The following is an 18,696-nucleotide window of genomic DNA, read 5'->3' on the forward strand; positions in this document are numbered from 1 at the left end:
GCGGAAGGCAGCCGCCCGGCCGGAGCCGGATCAGCGCCCGGCCGAGGCAGACGGCTGGGCCGGTGTCTGAGCGCCCGAGGCTCCCGCGGCACCCGCGCCGCCGGTACTCGGCACGTTGGTGGATGTCGTCGCCGAGCACCCGCACGAGGCGAGAGCGGTGGCCACCCGATCCAGCGCCATCTTGGTGAGGCCCTGCTCCTCGACCGGCGCGAACAGCCCGAACAGCAGCAGCCGACCGTCGGCGTCGGTGACCATGCCGGCAAGACTTGTCACGATGCGCAGGCTCCCCGTCTTCGCCCGGACGACGCCCGCTGCCGCGGAGGTGTCCCCGGCGCTGTAGCGGTCGCCGAGAGTGCCGGTGAAGCCCGCCACCGGCAGCCCGGACAGCACGGTCCGCAATGCCGGATGCCCGGGCATGACCGCCGTCCGCAGGGCCGCGACCAGGGTCGCCGGTGCGATTCGGTCCTCGATGGAAAGCCCGCTGGTGTCCTGCAGCGAGGCTCCGTCGGTGGGGATCCCCGCGTCGCGCAGCGCCGCGAGCACACCGGCGGAGGCGCCGGCGAACGTCGCCGGCAGCCCGCGGGCGACCGCGACCTGACGGCCCAGGCTCTCCGCCAGGTCGTTGTCGGAGTCGGTGAGCATGCGCTCGACCAGCACCGGGATCGTCGGGCTCTGGACGGAGGCGACCTCCTGCGCGCCGGCATCCGCGCGGCCGGTCGCCACGGTGCCGACCGAGACACCCGCCGTGCGCAGTGCCGAGGCGAAGGCCCCGGCCGCGGCCGCGTCCGGGGTGGTTGTGCGTGCCCCGGCCGCACCGGGTGCCCGGCGCCCGGCATCCACCTCCAGCGCCGACACCGGTGTGACATTGCCGTCGGTGACGTATCCGTCGCGCCAGCCGGCGGCCTGGGCGGGCCCCTCGTAGGCGGTACCGTCGCCGATCACCGTGGCGACGGAGGTGATCCCGGCGTCGTGGACCTGCTCGGCCAGGTCGCTCAGGCGGGCGGCGGGCGGGTAGCCGCCGGGCTCCGTGCTCGCGGTCAGGGTGGGATCACCACCGCCGACCAGCCACAGCGTTCCCCCCGGCGAGGTGGCGGAGCCGCCCGCCGGGGGCAGGTAGACCACCCGGGTGACCAGGCGTTTGTCGGGGTCGAGTGTGGTGAGCGCCGCGGTCGCCGTGGCGATCTTGATCGTCGAGGCGGGGGCGGTCGGCTCGGTGGAGCGCTGGGCGAACAGCACCTGACCGGTCAGTGCGTCGACGACCAGGGCGGCCGGGTTGCCGAGCACGGGGTCGGCGAGTGCCTCGGTCAGCCGCGCGGTGACCGCTGCCGGATCGGCCTGTGGTGCGTCGGGGTCGAGCCCGGGCAGGGCGGACGCCTCGACCCGGGTGCCCGAGCCGGGCGACGCCGGGCCGCCCGGGGTTGCCGTGGGCCCGGGTGTGGGCGACAGAGATCCGGCCAGCAGCGCGCCGGCCAGGGCCGTGAGGCCACCGGTGCGCGCGGCCAGCGGCACTGTTGTCACCAGCGGAAGACTACGCAGGCTGGCTGTGGCTGGACAGCGTCGTGCCGTCCACGTGTCGGCCTGGTATTTTTGAGATCTTGATGTCGCTTGTGGTGGACGCCCTCGTTTGGGTCCCCGAACGTCGGGGCTCTCGAACGTCCGGGCGCTCGAGCAGCGGGGGTGCCCAGGTCACCGGCCGCGGCTGCGTGGCCTTCAGCCGGGCGGGAACATCTCTGACACGTGAGCCGGCGAGGCGCCCGCACCGAGGAGGCGTCATCCGGGAGCGGCGCGGTTCGGATACGGAGAAGACCACACCTTGGCGCCCGCACCGAGGTGGAACGGGCACGATGTACACGACCCGCGTGGGTTTCCGGTCGCGACGCACGTGCACGGCGAGTCGGATGTCGGACCGGGACCCCGTCGAGTTCCGTCACCGCACGCAGGGCACAGTGGGTCCGCACCGCCTTCAGGCGCCCCCGGGCGCAGGCATGCGGGCACACCGCGCCCGGATCCGGCCGCCGGCCGGGTCGCGTGGGCGTGGTTCGGCGGGGGCACCACCGACGTGAAGGCGTCACCAAACCAGTTCCGGCCTTCGGTGCCGGACGTACCGAAGGAGACAGGGAACGGCGTGGACCTTGAGTTCGATGTGACCATCGAGATCCCCAAGGGGCAGCGCAACAAGTACGAGATGGATCACCACACCGGGCGCATCCGGCTCGACCGGATGTTGTTCACGTCCACTCACTACCCGTCCGACTACGGCTTCATCGAGGGCACCCTCGGCCGGGACGGCGATCCGCTCGACGCGCTGGTCCTCCTGGAGGAGCCGACCTTCCCGGGCTGCCTGGTGCGGTGCCGGACGATCGGCATGTTCCGCATGACGGACGAGAAGGGCCCGGACGACAAGGTGCTGTGTGTTCCGGTGGCGGACGTCCGCCAGGAGCACCTGCGTGACATCCGTCACCTTCCGGAGTTCGACCGGCTGGAGATCCAGCACTTCTTCGAGGTCTACAAGGATCTCGAGCCCGGCAAGTCCGTGGAAGGCGCCTCCTGGGTCGACCGGCGGGACGCCGAGAAGGAGATCCTCGACTCGATCACCCGGCTCAAGGACTCCGAGGAGGCCGGGCACGGCGCCGACGACACGACGGCGCACGCCCACACGGCCTGACGCCGAGGCGGCTGACGCGATGGAGACGGCGATGCGCTGACCGAGCTGGCGCGTTGCCGCGGGCGGCTGGTGGGGAAGGATCCCCCGGCCGCCCTTTTCGCTGGTGGCGGGGGTTTTCCCTGCTGGGACTGTGTTTGAGCCGGAGGCGGGGATTGAACCCGCGACCTATCGCTTACGAGGCGATTGCTCTGCCACTGAGCTACTCCGGCGTCTGGCAGGTGCATGTGGGGCTGCAAACTCCGACACCGCCCTGCCCGGGACGAGTATGCCAGACGGAGGCCGGTGAGCGATCGGCGCCCGTGGTCGGCGATCCGGTGGCACCTGGAACAGCGCGATGCGCGGCATGATCGGTGTGATGGGTGCTCCGGTCCGGGGTCCGCGGGGTGGGTGTGCGGATGGGCCGAACGTGCGCGATCCCCCCGGGCGGGCGCCAGGGGGATCGCCGGACGGGAGTGCCGGGCGCGTGACGGAGGCGCGAGGCCCACAGTGGTCCCCGAACGTCACCGATCGGATGTTCTGTGCGTCATGCCACATCGCGTGGACGTTGGGTCGCTTTTCGAGGGCCGAATCATCGCAATGTGTACCGATCGCATGCTGGGTGCGTCTTTCCGTTACGAAACTGAATGCGGGTACTCCGGCGTGTGGGGCTCGTGGTGCCGAAAAGGCACCCCCGGTCGCAGTGGCTCCGGAGAGGTTGCGTAGGGTTTCGCACCATGACCGGGGCCGGGGAAGGTGCGCCAGGCACGACGCGCGGAGCGTCGCTGCTTGTTGCCGAAGACGACGAGGCATCGCGAATCGCACTGGCACGCAGCCTTGAGCGATTCGGGTACCGGGTACTGGAGGCCGCGGACGGCGAGGCCGCGCTGCGGTTGTTCCAGACCACAGAGGTAGACCTCGTTGTGCTTGACGTGGCTATGCCGCGGATGGACGGGTTCGCCGTTCTGAGCCGGCTGCGCCAGACCAGTGAGGTTCCGGTGATCATGCTGACGGGGCGCGCGGAGGAGGTTGACCGCGTCGTGGGCCTCGAGCTGGGTGCCGACGACTACGTGGTCAAGCCCTACTCGCTGCGTGAGCTGGTGGCCCGGGTCCGGGCCCGGCTGCGGCGCCGGCCGGTGGAGGCGCCGCCGCAGCGCACCGGCGACGGCAACGAGCCCCTGATCTACGGTGACGTCTCCATCGACCTGCGTGCGCGGGAGGTGGCGGTGGCCGGCGAGCGGGTGGATCTGACCGCTCGTGAGTACGAACTGCTCGCGTTCCTCGCCCGCCATCCTCGGCGGGTCTTCAGCCGTGAGGAGCTGCTGGAGCAGGTGTGGGGCACCCGCTTCCAGGACCCGGCCACGGTGACCGAGCATGTCCGCCGGGTGCGTACCAAGGTGGAGGGCAGGCCCCCACAACGCCGCCTCGTCACGACCCTGCGTGGGATGGGCTACCGCTTCGACCCGTGAGGTATGAGATCGATCGGCTGGCGTAGCTCCTTGTCGTCCTCATGAAGCTCGATGATCGAGCCGTTCGGGACGGGGTTGCCCTGCTGGTGCTCCCGGTAGCCGCCCATGTCCAACCGCTGGACCCGGCCGGCGCGGCTTCGCAGGCACCAGTCCACCGCCCGGATGAACATCCCGTGGCTGAAGACCACGACGAGGCCGGGTGGCGCCAGCCGTAGCCGAGCGAGGAGTCGGTCAGCCCGGTCCAGCAGGCCGGCGAACGACTCGCTGCCCACCTCCGGCCGGTCGACGTGGTACGGGTTCGCCGCGAGCCAGTAGGAGCTCGCGTACGGTACCCGGTCACGGTCGCTCATCGGCTTGCCGTGCAGGCTGCCCAGATAGGTGAACTCGTGGACCTCCCAGATCTCCTGGGGGGTGGTGGGGAACCTGCGGGTGGTCGGCTCGGCGGTCAGCTGGGCCCGCAGAAATCCTGAGACCACAATCAGGGACGGATCTCGCGGAACCGCGTCCGCGACGAAGTCAGCCTGCCGCAGCCCGAGATCGGTGAGACCGATGCCATCCGGGTCCGTGCCGGGCTGCCCCGCGTTCGCTGTGCTCTCCCCGTGGCGTACCAGCCACACCAGCTGTCCCACTATCGCCCCCGAACCTTGGTGGGTTGCTCGCCAGTCCGCACGCCCGCCCGTGCGCGGCGCCTACTGCTCCGGACGTCGTCGCGACCGCCGGCGTCGAGCGGACGGATCCTGGCCGCCCAGGTCCATCTCGTCGTTTGGCTCTGCCTGGTCGTCTGGCCGTGCCTGGTCGTCTGGCTCTGCCTGGTTGCCCGGGGCCACCTGGCTGCCTGCGTTCGGTGAGCCGTGGGCCGCCTCGTAGGCCTTTCTCGAGCCGCAGACATCCGCGCGGGAGCAGCTGTGCCGGCTCCCGTCGTCGAGCGCGACCGTGAGCTGCTGGCGAGGCACGTCATGGCCGACCACACGGCCTTCGCCGGCGGGGATCGACACCGCCGCCCCGACGGCGGGAACCGCCGCGGTGAACTCCTCGTAGAGCGGATGCTCGTAGCGCAGGCAGCACATGAGCCGGCCACAGGCGCCGCTGATCCGCATCGGGTTCAGCGAGAGGTTCTGATCCTTGGCCATGCGCACGCTCACCGGCTCGAAGTCGGTGAGAAAGGTCGAGCAGCACAGATCCCGGCCGCAGGAGCCGATCCCGCCCTGCAGCTTGGCGCTGTCGCGGGCCGAGAGCTGGCGAAGCTGCACCCGGGCGGCCAGGGTCCGATTGAGGTCACGGACCAGCGAACGGAAATCGACCCTGTTCTCCGCGGTGAAGAAGATGGTGATCGCGTTCGTCTCGAGAACGACGTCCACGCCGATCACCTTCATCGGCAGCCCGTGCTCCCGGACCAGCCGGCGGGCGGCGACCCTGGCCTGTGCTCGGCGCCGCCGGGACGCGTCGTTGCGGCGGAGATCCTCGTCGTCGGCGAGACCGACCAGCACGGGGAGGCCGCCGACGTCCTCACTGACCCACTGCGGTGCCCAGACGCAGGTCGCGACCTCGGGCCCGTCGTCGGTGGGCACCAGCACCCGGTCGCCCACCCGCGGGCTGTGCGGACCGGGGTCGGCGTAGTACAGACGACCCCGCCTGGAAAAGGACACCGCGCACATCATCGGCATGCGACGGCCGCCGCCTTCCACACTCGCGGGTCCGGGACACCCGAAGACTACGACGCGCCCGGCCGCTTGGCTCCCAGTTCGCCCATCTCCGTCCCGCCCGGTCAGGACACGCCCGGACGTCGGCGGCCGCGATGTCCCGGCTAGCCGATCCGGGCGCCGTCGGGCAGCCGGTAGACGGCGAACGGTGCGACGATCACCGGCCGGGCGACGTTGCGGACCGGTGTCCCGCCCGGGGTCCAGCCCATCTCCTGGCCGTGGTGCGCATGGCCGTGGACGGCCAGCATGGTCGTGGGCTCCGGCGCGGCCATGCCGATCAGGTCACCCGCGTCGAGCGGGCCGGGATCGGCGGCGGTGTCGACGGCGGGTGCCGTGACCGGAGCCGGCGGCGCCGTGCCCGCCCGGGAGCCGTCGATCGCGGCACCGAGCAGGGGACTGCCGAGAAACCGATGGATCTCCGGTGCCTCGCCGGTGAGCGTCTCCATGACCGGCGCGTAATGGGTCAGCGCGATGCGGACGTCGGTGTCCAGGGACGCCAGCGCGTCGCGCAGGCGGTGGGCGGCTGTTCCGTCGGTGGCGGCCCTCCCGGCGTCCTGGCCGTCGGAGAACCCCGTCACGCCCGCGACGCCGACCGCGCCACTGGACGTCTCGATGGTCGCGGCGGTGCCTTCGAGCACGATCGCGCCGGCGTCGCCGAGCATCGCGGCGACCTGGCCGCCCGCGCCGGCGTCGTGATCGTGGTTGCCGAGCACCGCCACGACCGGGAGATCGAGACCGGTGACGACGGTGCACAGCTCCGCCGCGGATTCCAGATCGCCGGCGTTGGTGAGATCGCCGGCCAGCAGGAGAAGATCCGCGACCATGGCGGCCCGCTGGTAGAGGGGACGGAGCCGATGCGCGGACCCGGGAACGACGTGGAGATCCCCGACAGCCGCAACCCGCATGATCATCCCTTCGTCACGGGCGAACCGTGACTTCCCACCTGGTCTCTTGCCTGATTAGTGGGTCTGCGCCGGAGGCCGGCGGCGACCCTTGCCGCTGAAGGCTCTCATGCGTCGCGCAACGCGAGCGCGAGAGACTCGGTGGCGAGCTGTGGTACGAGCCCCGGATTGTCCGCGAGCGCCTGCCGAGTCGCCAGGACAGCCTCCCACCGCCGCAGCGTCTGCTCGGGCGTGGCGGCGGAGGCCAGCTGCGCCGTGGCTTCCGCGTGGTCTGGATGCACCAGAGCGACATCGGCGCGTAGCTGGCTGACCAGGACGTCCCGGTACAGGCCGGCGAGATCGACGAGGGCCCGGTCGAGGGAGTCGAGCACCGTTCGCCGCCCACGGCTCTTCTGCGCCCGCTCCAGCTCCTTGAGCGCGCCGGCGGCGCCCCTGACCTGGATCGACCGCGGCTTGGCGCCCGCGCCGCCGGCCCGACCGCCGCCCCGGGTGGAGGTGGACCGGGTGCCGGCCGACGTGGCGCCGACCCCGAGGGCTGTCTTGAGCGCCTCGGTCTCGGCCTCGTCCCGATCAGCACCCGCCGCCTGGGCGTCGGCGGTCGCCGCTTCCACCAGGTCGGCGGCGGCGGCCAGGCAGTCGCCGGTGCGCCTCAGCCGGGACGGCAGGCGTAGCACGGCCTCCCGGCGGGCCCTGGCCTGGGGGTCCGCGGCCAGCCGCCGGGCCTGCCCGACGTGCCCCTGCGAAGCCTGGGCCGCGACCCGGGCCAGCTCCTCGTCGGCACCCTCGCGGACGAGGACGGCGACGACGTCCTCGACGGTGGGCAGGCGCAGCGCGACCGACCGGCAGCGGGAGCGGATGGTGGGCAGCACATCGTCGACCGACGGCGCACACAGCAGGAACACGGCCCGCTCGGCCGGCTCCTCCAGTGCCTTGAGCAGCGCGTTGGCCGCCGAATCGGTGAACCGGTCGGCGTCGTCGATCAGCAGGATGCGCCAACTGCCCGCGCTGGGGGCGCTCGCGGCGTCCCTGATCAGGGCCCGGACGTCACGTACGCCGATCGACAGCCCCTCCGGCCGGACCGTACGCAGGTCGGCGGCGGTGTCGGACAGGACGGTGTGGCAGGCGGGGCACTGCCCGCAGCCGGGCGGGGTGCTCTCGCAGAGCAGCCCGGCGGCGAAGGCCCGCGCGGCCTCCGCGAGCCCGGAGCCTGCGGGCCCGGTGAACAGCCAGGAATGGGTCATGCCCGCGCGGGCGGCCGCCAGCGGGCCGGCGGTGGCCACCAGCGCCGCCGCCTCCGCCGCCGCGGTCAGCGTCGAGACCACGGCATCCTGCCCGACGAGCGCATCCCAGACCGTCACGCTGCCATTGTCGGCCACGCTCGGCCTAACCCGCGTCGGCGGTCCGGCGGATCCGTTCGGTGATCACCGAACGGATCCTTCTGTGCAGTTCGGGCACGGGAAGCGTCGCGTCGACGGTCACGTGTCTGGCGGGGTCCTCGGCGGCGATCCGGCGGAACTGCTCGCGGACCCGCTGATGGTAGGCCGCGCTGTCGCCGGCGGCGCCGCTGTCCGCAGCGGTGGCGGCGGCGGTGGCTTCGTCGGCGGTGCCGCTCTCCGCGGGCGCGGTGGTGTCGCCGATGTCGCCGATGTCGGAGGTGCCGTCGGTGGCCGCGGTGGCGGCGGTGTCGCTCCGGCTGGCACGCCGGGGCCGGGTGGACGGGCGGGGCGCTTTCCGCTCTGTCGGCAGATCCAGCAGGATCGTCACATCGGGGAGCAGCGAGTGGGTCGCCCACTGGGCCAGCGCGGCCAGCTCGTCCTGGTCCAGGCGCGGGTCGGCGCCCTGGAAGGCCTTCGACGACGCCGCGTACCGGTCGGCCAGCACGATGGCCCCTCGCGCCAGCGCGGGCTCGATGATCCGCGCGACCTGCTCGGCCCGATCAGCCGCGTCCAGCAGGGCCACCGTCCGGAAATGTGGTCGTGTGGACGGGGCGTCGAGCAGCTCGCGCACGCTGGCGCTGATCGGCGTGCCGGTCTTCTCACGAACGACCACGACCTCGCGGCCGCTCGCGGCGAGCCACTCCTGGAGCAGGTCCAGCTGGCCCTCGGCGCCGGCCGCGGTGTCCCCCTCGATGGTGATGAACAGCCCGGCGTGTCGCAGCCGGCGGCGGCTGCGCGGCCGGCGGCCCCGGACCGCGTTCCACAGCTCCGGAAGCACCGCCTCGCCGGCGTGGTCGTCCATCTGCCGGTAGGAGAAGAGCCCGACAGCCACGGCGAGCAGGCCGCCGCCCAGCAGCACGGCGGTGACACCGTCCGCGCGGACGTTGATGTCCCCCCACAGGTGGACCTCGTGGAAGCCGATCAGCCCGACGAGCGCGGGGGCGGCGGCGAGTACGAGCAGCAGGTCGACCCGCACCAGGGACTGCACCAGCGCGAACGTGCGGCCACGCAGCTCGTCGGCGACCTCGGCCTGCAGCAGCGTGTACCCGGTCACCCAGGCGACACCGGCGAACGCGCCGACGAGCACCACCAGGATGCAGGCGATGACCAGGTTCGGAATGATCGCGACGATGACCAGGGTGATGCCGGCGCCGGTGACACAGACACCGAACAGACGGGTCCGGCTGTAGTCCCCGAGCAGCCGTGGACCGGCGGCCATACCGCCGGCCAGCCCGATGAAGACGGCACCGAAAAGCACACCGTAGGCCGAGTCGCCACCGCCGAGGATCTCGACGTAGAGCTTGCCGAGCGCGATCACGCTCCCGGCGCCCGCGAAGCCGCCCAGGATGCCCACAACGAGACCACGGACGAGGCGGTCCTGGCCGACGAACTTCCAGCCCTCGGTGATCGACGCGAAGAAGCCCGGCTCCGGGCCCTGCTCAGGCCGTTCCGCCTTGCCGATCGAGCGCAGGCCCCAGATGACGATCGCGGAGCCGAGGAAGGTCGCCGCGTTGAAGTACAGCGCGAGATCGAGCGAGCGGTCCTCGAAGTAGTGGATGCTCGGGCCCAGCCCACGTGACACCGTGGCCAGCAGGGTGAAGATCGCGGCCGCCAGCGGGGCGGTGCCGTAGGTCGTGATCAGGCTCAGCGTGTTCGCCGCCGCCAGCCGGTTACGAGGAACCAGCCGCGGAATCGAGGCCTCCTTGGCCGGCGCCCACACCAGGCTCACGCACTCGACGAGGAAGGACGCGATCAGCAGCCACTCGAGGGTGTGCACGATCGGGATGGACACGAAGAGCCCGAATCGCATGACGTCGGTGACGACCATGGTCATCCGCCGGTCGAGGCGGTCGGCGATCGCGCCGGCCAGCGGCCCCAGGATGAGAGCCGGCAGCAGGCGGACGATCAGCAGTGAGCCGATCGCGTAGGCCTTGCCGGAGAAGCTGCTGGCGAGCTCGGTGATGAGCGCCGTGGTCGCCAGCAGGCCCAGCCAGTCGCCCAGGCTCGACAGACTGAGCTGGATCCACATCCGGCGGAACTCGGGGATCCGCAGGACCGCGCGTAGGTCGCCGTCGGAGCCGTCGGGGCCCTGCGACCGGGCTGGCGGCGATGGCACGGTCGTGACCGGATGCCGGCTGAGTGTGCGCCGCACCCGCATCCGTGGTTGACGCCGATCGCGTGGACCGCTCGTCAGCGCGTTCGGTGCGTTCGACGCGGCCGCGGCGTCGGTCGGTGCCGCGCCGTCGGCTGGTGCTACGCCGTCCGCTGGTGCCGCGGCCGCGGGCGGCTCGCCGGATGCCGCGGCTTCGCCCGTCTGGCCCGTCTCGTCCAGCTGGTTTGGCGCACCAGCCGCGTTCGGCGCCTCCGGCCGTGGGCCCTCGTTCGGAGGGGTACCTCCACGGGAGGGCGGGCGATCGAGCGGAGTGCTCTGAAAGCCGGGCAGGGGGACGGTCGCGTCGGCCAGCGGGGACACACGTACAGCTGGCTCGCCGCCCGGAGCCTGTACAGGAGTGCCGCCCAGTTCGCCGTGGCTCTCGTCGAGGGGCAGGTCCATCAGCCTGACCGGCGTGAGCCGTTGGAAGCGGCTCCGGTGGCCCCCGCGGTGCCGTTACCGCCGCCGTCGAGGTCCTGGACCGGCGTGGCCCCAGGTCCGTCGGCCGGTGCGGCTTCGGCGGTCCGCGACCTGCGCGAACCGGATCCGGCGGCTGCCGTCGACGTCCCGCCGGCACTCTTCCTGGCCGTCGTCGCCCGGGTCTTCGCGGGGCTCTTGGCGGCTGTGGTCTTCGCGGTCGCCTTCGTGCCCGCCGTTTCGGTCTTTTCGCCCGGCTCGGAGCTCTTTGCTGTCGAGCGGGTCCTGGCGGTCGCCTTCGCCGTTGACCTGGCGGCCGTCTTCGCGGGCGCCTTGACGGTTCGGCGGGGGGCCGTGGCAGTCCGGGCGCGACGGTCGGCGAGCAGCTCGGCGGCGCGTTCGGTGGTGATGGATTCGACCGCGTCACCCTTGCGCAGGCTGGCGTTCGTCTCGCCGTCGGTCACATAGGGGCCGAAACGCCCCTCCCGGACGACGATCGGCTTTTCGCTGGCCGGATCCTGCCCCAGCTCGCGCAGCGGCGGGGTCTGCGCGGCCTGGCGCCGCCCCCGTGCCTTGGGCTGGGCCAGCAGCGCGAGCGCCTCCTCCAGGGTGACCGTGAACAGCTGCTCCTCGGTCTCCAGCGACCGACTGTCGGTCCCCTTCTTCACATAGGGCCCATATCGGCCGTTCTGGGCGGTGACCTCCGCGCCGTCCTCGCCCACCCCGAGAACACGGGGCAGCGTCAGCAACCGGAGTGCGTCCTCGAGGCTCACGGTCTCCAGGGACATCGTGCGCAGCAGGCTGGCGGTTCGCGGCGGCTCGCTGTCGGTGGTCACGTACGGGCCGTAGCGGCCGGCCTTGGCGGTGATCGACGCACCGGTCTCCGGGTCGGTGCCGAGCAGCCGGTCCCCGCTCGGCGCGGCCAGCAGCTCCAGCGCGCGCTCGACGGTGAGCTCGTCCGGCGCCACCTCGTCCGGGACGCTGGCGCGGGCCTCCCCGTGCTGGACATACGGGCCGTAACGGCCCACCCGCACGACGACGGGCGCGCCGTCCTCGGCCTTGCCGAGCGGAATCGAGTTGACCTCACGGGCGTCGATCTCGCCGAGCCGCTCGCCGACGAGGTGCTTGAGGCCCTCGGGTGCGCCCGTGCCGTCCGGGTCGGGTGAGCCGAAGTAGAAGCCCGTCAGCCAGTCGGTGGAGGCGGCCGTGCCAGCGGCGATCGCGTCGAGGTCATCCTCCATCGAGGCGGTGAACTGGTAGTCGACGAGCCGCCCGAAATGGTCTTCGAGCAGGCCGACCACGGCGAAGGCCACAAAGCTCGGGACCAACGCCGATCCCTTCTTCCAGACGTAGCCGCGGTCCTGGATCGTCCCGATGATCGAGGCATAGGTCGACGGGCGGCCGATCCCCAGTTCCTCGAGGGTCTTGACCAGGCTCGCCTCGGTGAAACGCGGCGGCGGGCTGGTGGTGTGGCCCCGTGGGGTGAGGGTGCGGGTGGCCAGCGCGTCGCCCTGGCGGACGTCCGGCAGCCGCCGCTCGCGGTCCTCGAGCTCGGCGTCCGGGTCGTCCGCACCCTCGACGTAGGCGCGCAGGAAGCCCGGGAAGGTGATGACCTTGCCGGAGGCGGAGAACTCGGCGTCCTCGCCGGCGGACGAGCGCGCGCCGAGCCGGATCGTGGCGCTGGTGCCGCGGGCGTCGGCCATCTGGCTCGCCACGGTGCGCTGCCAGATCAGCTCGTACAGGCGGAACGAGTCGCCGTCGAGCTCGGCGCGAACCTCGCCCGGAGTCCGGAACTGGTCGCCGGCCGGGCGGATCGCCTCGTGGGCCTCCTGCGCGTTCTTGACCTTCTTGGCATAGATCCGGGGCCGGTCGGGCACGTACTCGGCGCCGTACAGGGTGCGGGCCTGGTCGCGCGCGGCGGCCAGCGCGGTCTCGGACAGGTTGGTCGAGTCCGTCCGCATGTAGGTGATGTAGCCGTTCTCGTACAGGCGCTGGGCGACCTGCATGGTCCGCTGGCTGGAGAAGCGCAGCTTGCGCCCGGCCTCCTGCTGGAGCGTCGAGGTCATGAACGGCGGGTAGGGCGAGCGGCGGTAGGGCTTCGTCTCGACCGAGCGCACCGCGAACGCGGCGCCGGCGAGGCGCGCCGCCAGCTCCCGGGCACCGGCCTCGTCCAGCAGGGCGACCGCGTCGGACGTCAGCTCGCCGGTCGGGGCGAAGTCACGGCCGCTGGCGAGACGTCGACCGTCCAGCGCGACCAGGACCGCCGGCAGCGGGGTCGGGTCCAACGCGGCACCGTCGTGGGCGACGGTCTGGGCGAAGACGCCCTCGATGTTCCAGTACTCGGCGCTGCGGAACCGCATCCGTGCCCGCTCGCGCTCGACGAGGACGCGGGTCGCCACGCTCTGGACCCGGCCCGCCGACAGCTTCGGCATGACCTTCTTCCACAGCACGGGGGAGACCTCGTAGCCGTAGAGCCGGTCCAGGATCCGCCGGGTCTCCTGGGCGTTGACCAGGTTCTCGTTGATCTCCCGCGGGCTGTCGACGGCGCGCTGGATCGCCTGCGGGGTGATCTCGTGGAAGACCATGCGCTTGACCGGGACGGTCGGCTTCAGCGTCTGCAGGAGATGCCAGGCGATCGCCTCGCCCTCCCGGTCCTCGTCTGTCGCGAGATAGAGCTCGCTGGCGTCCTTGACGAGCGACTTCAGCTTGCTGACCTGAACCTTCTTGTCCGGGCTAACGACATAGAGGGGCTCGAAGCCGTTGTCGACGTCGACCCCGAGCCGGGCCCAGGGCTTGCCCTTGTGCGCGGTGGGCACATCGGCGGCGCTGCGCGGAAGGTCCCGGATGTGGCCGATGCTCGACTCGACCTGCCAGCCGGGGCCGAGGTAGCCCGCGATCGTCTTCGCCTTGGCCGGCGACTCGACGATCACCAGGCGGGTTCCGTCCCGGGCCGTGGTGGCGCCGAAGGCCTCGTGGCTGTCGGCCGGCTCGGCGACCGGCGTGGGCGACCCCGCGGTCGTCCGGCTCGTCGACTTCGTGCGCGGTGGCACTTCTCTCCTCGTCACGGCGTGCTGCATCCGGTGGACTCCTCGGGCCGCGATCCGCCCCGGGGAATCCTCGTTCGATCGACCTCTGTCACTTGCTCCAACGTCTGCCCGGGCCGCCGTCGGTACGCACACCGACGGCACGCCGGCCTTCCCCGCTCCCTGGGCGTGGGCGCGGGTCCGGCGCGACCGGACACCTCCCGCTGCCGGAATCGGCCGCAGGGAGCACCGTACGCCGGTGTGTCGCTGGAGGGACCCCCCGTCCGCCGTCGGGGGCCGAGCGAGTTCTCTCTCCGTGGTCGCACGGGCCACCGACCGCACCATCGTGCCGCGCCATACGCCGACTGGTCCAGCGTCAAAAGGATCTCTCCGCCCACCAAACCCGTCGTACCCCGGTCGACTGAACTGGCATTACCAGAGCCGGGCCGGGTAGCGGTGCCGTGCCGGTCGTGGCCGCCGCGGGTGCGGCCGATACGGCCCATACCAGTGGCCAGGTTACGGAATGTAAGAGGTCCGACCGGATCGTGCCGGTCGGACCTCTGGGCGTGGTGATGGGGCGGCGCCGACCCGTCCAGGCCCTGCCGGCGGGCTGTTCAGGCCCTGCCGGCGGCTTCGTCAACGGGCCTGGACGGTGTCGGCCCCGGCCGCTAGACCTGTACCTGGGAGTCCGGTTGTGGAGAGAACGCGGGCGGCGACGCGGGCTTCGGCGGCTCGTCGCCGATGCTGGAGCCACGCCGCTTGGAGGCGGCGACAACCGCGATGATCACGGCGACCGCCGCCACCGCGATGCCGATCCGGGCCGGGGTGTTCTCGTCGGCGCCGACGGAGAACTTCACGACCAGGGGAGCGATCAGCAGGCTGACCAGGTTCATCACCTTGAGCAGAGGATTGATCGACGGGCCCGCGGTGTCCTTGAACGGATCGCCGACGGTGTCGCCGATCACCGTCGCGGCGTGCACCTCGGAGCCCTTGCCCCCGTATTGCCCGTCCTCCACCAGCTTCTTCGCGTTGTCCCAGGCACCACCCGAGTTGGCGAGGAAGACCGCCATGAGAACTCCGCCGGCGATCGCCCCGCCGAGGAAGGCGCCCAGCGGCGGGTAGCCCAGGCCGAAGCCGACCGCGATCGGTGCCATCACCGCGAGAGTCCCCGGTGTGACGAGCTCACGCAGCGAATCCCTCGTGCAGATGTCCACGACGGCGCCGTAGTCCGGCTTTTCGGTGCCCTGCATGATCCCGGGCTTTTCGCGGAACTGCTTGCGGACCTCTGACACGACGCGGCCGGCCGCCCGGCCCACGGCGTTGATGGCCAGCCCGGAGAACAGGAAGACCACGGCAGCGCCGATGATCAGGCCGACCAATGCGTCGGGATAGGCAACATTGAGACCACCAACGGTGCCGCGGCCGAGCTCGGGCGCGGCACCGGCGTCGGCCAGCGCGGTGGTGACGGTGTCGGTGAACGACCCGAACAGGGCAGTCGCGGCGAGCACCGCGGTGGCAATCGCGATACCTTTCGTGATCGCCTTGGTGGTGTTGCCCACGGCGTCCAGCGAGGTGAGAATCGCCGCGCCCCGCTCGTCGATGCCCTCCGGCCCCGCGGACATCTCCGCGATGCCCTGCGCGTTGTCGCTGACCGGGCCGAACGTGTCCATCGAGACGATCACGCCGACCGTGGTGAGCAGCCCCGTTCCGGCAAGAGCGACCGCGAAGAGCGCGATCGTGACGCTGCCGGCTCCGAGGAGATACGAACCGAACACGGCGGCTCCGATGAGCAGTGCCGAGTAGACGGCCGACTCCATGCCCACGCCGATACCGGCCAGGATGTTCGTGGCCGGCCCGGTCGTCGACGCCTCCGCGACACCGAGCACCGGACGCCGGTTCGTCTCCGTGAAGTACCCCGTGAGCAGCTGGATGGCCGCCGCCAGCGCGATCCCGATGATCACTGCGCTGATGGCGATGACCCGGGGGTCCCCGTCCTGGGTGCTTCCGGCCAGCCCCGGGAACTCCGCGAAGCTGCCCGGAAGGTAGAGCAGGGAGACGATCACCACGCCGATCGCGGAGATCACCGCCGAGATGAAGAATCCACGGTTGATCGCGCTCATGCCGGTGCGGTCACCGTCCCGGGGAGAGACCGCGAAAATCCCGATGACAGCGGTGATGACGCCGACGGCGGGGATGAGCAGCGGAAAGACCAGCCCGTCCTCACCGAAGGCCTTGACGCCGAGAATCAGTGCCGCGACCAGGGTCACCGCGTACGACTCGAACAGGTCGGCAGCCATTCCCGCGCAGTCCCCGACGTTGTCACCCACGTTGTCCGCGATGGTCGCCGCGTTGCGCGGGTCGTCCTCCGGTATGCCCTGCTCGACCTTGCCGACCAGGTCCGCACCGACGTCCGCGGCCTTGGTGAAGATGCCGCCGCCGACCCGCATGAACATCGCCAGCAGTGCCGCGCCGAAGCCGAATCCCTCGAGAACCTGCGGTGCGGTGTCCTGGAAGGCCAGGACGACCACCGCCGCTCCGAGCAGGCCCAGGCCGACGGTGAACATTCCGACCACCCCGCCGGTGCGAAAGGCGATCCGCATCGCGGCCGGTTCGCCGCTTTCGATGGCCGCCGCGGCCGTGCGGGTGTTGGCGCGGGTGGCCAGCGACATCCCGACGAAGCCGACCAGCGCCGAGAACACCGCGCCGACCACGAAGAACACGGATCGGCCCACCCGTGCACCGGTGTCGTCCGCCGGGAGAAGCAGGAGTACGAAGGGGATTACGATGACGAACCCGGCAAGGGTTCGGAACTGCCGACGGAGGTAGGCTGCGGCTCCCTCCTGAACCGCTCGGCCCACCTCGATCATTTTCGGAGTGCCCGCACTCGCGGCCAGCACCTCGCGGACGAGGTAGCCGGCGACGAGCAGGGCGAGCGCTGCGACGATCGCCACACCGGCGACCAGCCCGACAGCTCCACCGCTAAGGTCGATTGAGGGATTATCGGCCTGTAGGGTGTGGATCGGGGACATGGCTCCTCCCGGTCTGCATTGTCCCGGGACTGCTGTCCCGGTTTGTTCTGTGCACCCTCCGTGATCGTGCTGGTGGAAGCGGACGCCGACCGTCCGCGGCCATCGGTCATCGATCACAGCCAGGTACGTCGCATCCGACGACGTTCTGGGTGGGTGACAGACACAGGTCAGGGCGTGAGCCACGGTCCGGCGAAAGCCGAACGGTCGCCGGAGGCGACTGAGAACGAGGGAAGCGACGCCGGTCCAGACCCGGCGCTGGTTCCCTCGTGCACGGCAAACACCTTCACGCGGCCCTTGCCTGTGGCCCGGGGCCGGACCCACGGGGAACACCAAGGGAAACACCGACGGTCTCGATCAACCGTCGGCGAGATGCGGCGCAGTCTATCCGTAGGTGTGTGACGTGCGCAGGTTTTTCGGTTGTGACTGGCCGGGGATGCTGTTTTTGTTGTAGACGATCCCGTCGCCAGTGGGGCGGTCGGTGGCCCGGGGGAACCGTGGGATCGCTGGTCCCGGGCAGGCGTCATCGCCGAAGGCAACCGCACGGCCGAAGGCAACCGCACGGCCGAAGGCAACCGCATAGCCGGGGGCCCCTCCGGTCTCCGGACAGGCCCCCGGCGTCTGAGGACCCGGTGTCTGCGGTCCCGGTGTCTGCGGCGCCTCGCTCGCCGCGGCTGGTCCGGGGGACTCAGCCTTCCCGGCGGGCCGATCCGGCGATCTGAGCGGCCAGCGCCGCGTACCCGGCGGAATCGAGGTCGGCATCCTCCTCGGGCTCGGCCGTGTGCCAGGTCATCTCGACGACGGTGCCGGTGCCGTCCTGACCACGCCGGACGGCCACCTCGTCCACCAGCCCTTCGATCAGGGCCAGCCCCAGACCCGATGGCAGCGGCTGGTCGACCTCGGTGCCGGGCACTCCGATGGCCGCTAGGTCGGGCTCCGCCCCCTCGCCGAGGTCGAGCAGGGCGTCGACACTGAGCAGGCCGCCGTCGGGACCTGGGGCGATCTCGTCTCCGGCCGCGCCGCTGTCGGAGACGACAACCCTGAACGACTCGGGGGTATCGGTCAGCTCGACGTGCACGAACGCCTGGGGATTACTGCGGCGGTTGACTCGGACGGCACGGGCACACGCCTCCCCGACCGCCAACTTGATCTCGTCGATGGCCCCGACCGGCACGCCCGCACGCCTGCTGACCGCGGTGGCGATCATTCTTGCGGTGCGGACATGTCCGGGCAGGGCGGCGAAGCGCAACTCGACGGTGGGCATGCGTCCGAGGACCTGCCTTTCGCGATGGGACCTGACTCAGTCGCTGGCGGCGAGGGCATCCTCGACGGAGGTATGGATGGGGAAGACCTTGGTCAGCCCGGTGATCCGGAAGATTTTCAGGATGCGCTCCTGGGTGCAGACCAGGCGCAGCGAACCCTCGTGCGCACGAACCCGCTTGAGCCCGCCGACCAGGACGCCGAGGCCTGTGGAGTCGAGGAACTCCACACCCTCCATGTCGACCACCAGGTGGTACGACCCGGCCGAGACAAGATCGATGAGCTGCTCGCGGAGCTTGGGGGCGGTGTAGACATCGATCTCGCCGCCCACCACGACGACCGTGTGGGTCCCTTCCTGACGAGTCGTGAGGGACAGATCCACGGATCCTCCTAGTGGTTCTTCCCGGCGCCCGCGCCTCGGGCAACCGACATCACGGCGGCACTACCCTCCCATGAGGAGGATCAATCCGGTGGCTCGCAACACTTTGACGAGCCGACGCCTGCGTGGCCTACGGACGAATCGCTCTCAACCGCGTCCCTCTCGTCCAGGGTGGCGCACCCAAGGGATGCTATCGCTGATCTAGCGTCGAGTGAGCCTGGGTTGGCCCGGCACCGGATGTTCACCACCAGCAGCTTCGGGCCTGGTCGGCATGTCCGCGGTGGGCGTCGG

General features: G+C 71.3%; 12 protein-coding genes and 1 tRNA gene. 2 read left to right on the plus strand and 11 right to left on the minus strand.

The genetic code is table 11. From position 1 onward, the window contains the following. Positions 1–30: 30 nt before the first annotated feature. Positions 31–1,509, minus strand: coding sequence for a D-alanyl-D-alanine carboxypeptidase/D-alanyl-D-alanine-endopeptidase (gene dacB, locus ACG83_RS26895; RefSeq protein WP_054569012.1), 1,479 nt, complete (start codon positions 1,507–1,509; stop codon positions 31–33). Between the two features lie 616 nt (positions 1,510–2,125). On the opposite strand from dacB, the gene ACG83_RS26900 reads away from it, so the two are divergent. Beyond that, entirely contained in the window at positions 2,126–2,665 is a 540-nt protein-coding gene (locus ACG83_RS26900) for an inorganic diphosphatase (RefSeq protein WP_006542998.1), read from the plus strand. Between the two features lie 137 nt (positions 2,666–2,802). Here ACG83_RS26900 and ACG83_RS26905 read toward each other — a convergent pair. Beyond that, positions 2,803–2,874 (minus strand) — tRNA-Thr (locus ACG83_RS26905). 504 nt (positions 2,875–3,378) lie between these two features. Here ACG83_RS26905 and ACG83_RS26910 point away from each other — a divergent pair. Then, positions 3,379–4,110 (plus strand): response regulator transcription factor, encoded by a 732-nt coding sequence (locus tag ACG83_RS26910; RefSeq protein ID WP_006542997.1) that lies wholly within the window; start codon positions 3,379–3,381, stop codon positions 4,108–4,110. On the opposite strand, the gene ACG83_RS26915 is transcribed toward ACG83_RS26910, so the two are convergent. From ACG83_RS26915 to ACG83_RS26955, 9 genes are all read right to left on the minus strand, one after another. Then, positions 4,092–4,739, minus strand: a complete 648-nt coding sequence (locus ACG83_RS26915; protein WP_116437461.1) for a histidine phosphatase family protein — start codon at positions 4,737–4,739, stop codon at positions 4,092–4,094. The two genes, ACG83_RS26910 and ACG83_RS26915, sit on opposite strands and share 19 nt — an antisense overlap. A 60-nt stretch (positions 4,740–4,799) precedes the next feature. After that, the gene (locus ACG83_RS26920; RefSeq protein ID WP_054569013.1) at positions 4,800–5,774 is read right to left on the minus strand and encodes a regulatory iron-sulfur-containing complex subunit RicT; all 975 of its coding nucleotides are present in this window, start codon (positions 5,772–5,774) and stop codon (positions 4,800–4,802) included. A 140-nt stretch (positions 5,775–5,914) separates the two neighbouring features. Then, positions 5,915–6,715: a metallophosphoesterase gene (locus ACG83_RS26925; protein ID WP_054569175.1), complete on the minus strand. Its 801-nt coding sequence runs from the start codon at positions 6,713–6,715 to the stop codon at positions 5,915–5,917. A gap of 104 nt (positions 6,716–6,819) precedes the next feature. After that, positions 6,820–8,088 (minus strand): DNA polymerase III subunit delta', encoded by a 1,269-nt coding sequence (locus tag ACG83_RS26930; RefSeq protein WP_076828814.1) that lies wholly within the window; start codon positions 8,086–8,088, stop codon positions 6,820–6,822. Positions 8,089–8,095: 7 nt separating this feature from the next. Then, positions 8,096–10,306, minus strand: a complete 2,211-nt coding sequence (gene tmk, locus ACG83_RS26935; RefSeq protein WP_235498224.1) for a dTMP kinase — start codon at positions 10,304–10,306, stop codon at positions 8,096–8,098. Positions 10,307–10,701: 395 nt separating this feature from the next. Beyond that, positions 10,702–13,794, minus strand: a complete 3,093-nt coding sequence (gene topA / locus ACG83_RS26940; RefSeq protein ID WP_369812914.1) for a type I DNA topoisomerase — start codon at positions 13,792–13,794, stop codon at positions 10,702–10,704. Between the two features lie 614 nt (positions 13,795–14,408). Beyond that, entirely contained in the window at positions 14,409–16,769 is a 2,361-nt protein-coding gene (locus ACG83_RS26945) for a sodium-translocating pyrophosphatase (protein WP_054569016.1), read from the minus strand. A gap of 685 nt (positions 16,770–17,454) precedes the next feature. Beyond that, entirely contained in the window at positions 17,455–18,030 is a 576-nt protein-coding gene (locus tag ACG83_RS26950; RefSeq protein ID WP_054569017.1) for an ATP-binding protein, read from the minus strand. A 36-nt stretch (positions 18,031–18,066) separates the two neighbouring features. Then, positions 18,067–18,408, minus strand: a complete 342-nt coding sequence (locus tag ACG83_RS26955) for an STAS domain-containing protein (RefSeq protein ID WP_054569018.1) — start codon at positions 18,406–18,408, stop codon at positions 18,067–18,069. Positions 18,409–18,696 lie beyond the last annotated feature (288 nt).

Origin of the sequence: Frankia sp. R43 (assembly GCF_001306465.1) — a bacterium.
GTDB classification, from domain to species: Bacteria; Actinomycetota; Actinomycetes; order Frankiales; family Frankiaceae; genus Parafrankia; species Parafrankia irregularis.

Coding starts and splice junctions, on each gene's coding strand:
- ACG83_RS26910 (WP_006542997.1), top strand. CDS start 3,379: ATGACCGGGGCCGGGGAAGGTGCGCCAGGCACGACGCGCGGAGCGTCG.
- ACG83_RS26920 (WP_054569013.1), bottom strand. CDS start 5,774: ATGCCGATGATGTGCGCGGTGTCCTTTTCCAGGCGGGGTCGTCTGTAC.
- ACG83_RS26925 (WP_054569175.1), bottom strand. CDS start 6,715: ATGCGGGTTGCGGCTGTCGGGGATCTCCACGTCGTTCCCGGGTCCGCG.
- tmk (WP_235498224.1), bottom strand. CDS start 10,306: ATGCGGGTGCGGCGCACACTCAGCCGGCATCCGGTCACGACCGTGCCA.
- topA (WP_369812914.1), bottom strand. CDS start 13,794: ATGCAGCACGCCGTGACGAGGAGAGAAGTGCCACCGCGCACGAAGTCG.
- ACG83_RS26945 (WP_054569016.1), bottom strand. CDS start 16,769: ATGTCCCCGATCCACACCCTACAGGCCGATAATCCCTCAATCGACCTT.
- ACG83_RS26950 (WP_054569017.1), bottom strand. CDS start 18,030: ATGCCCACCGTCGAGTTGCGCTTCGCCGCCCTGCCCGGACATGTCCGC.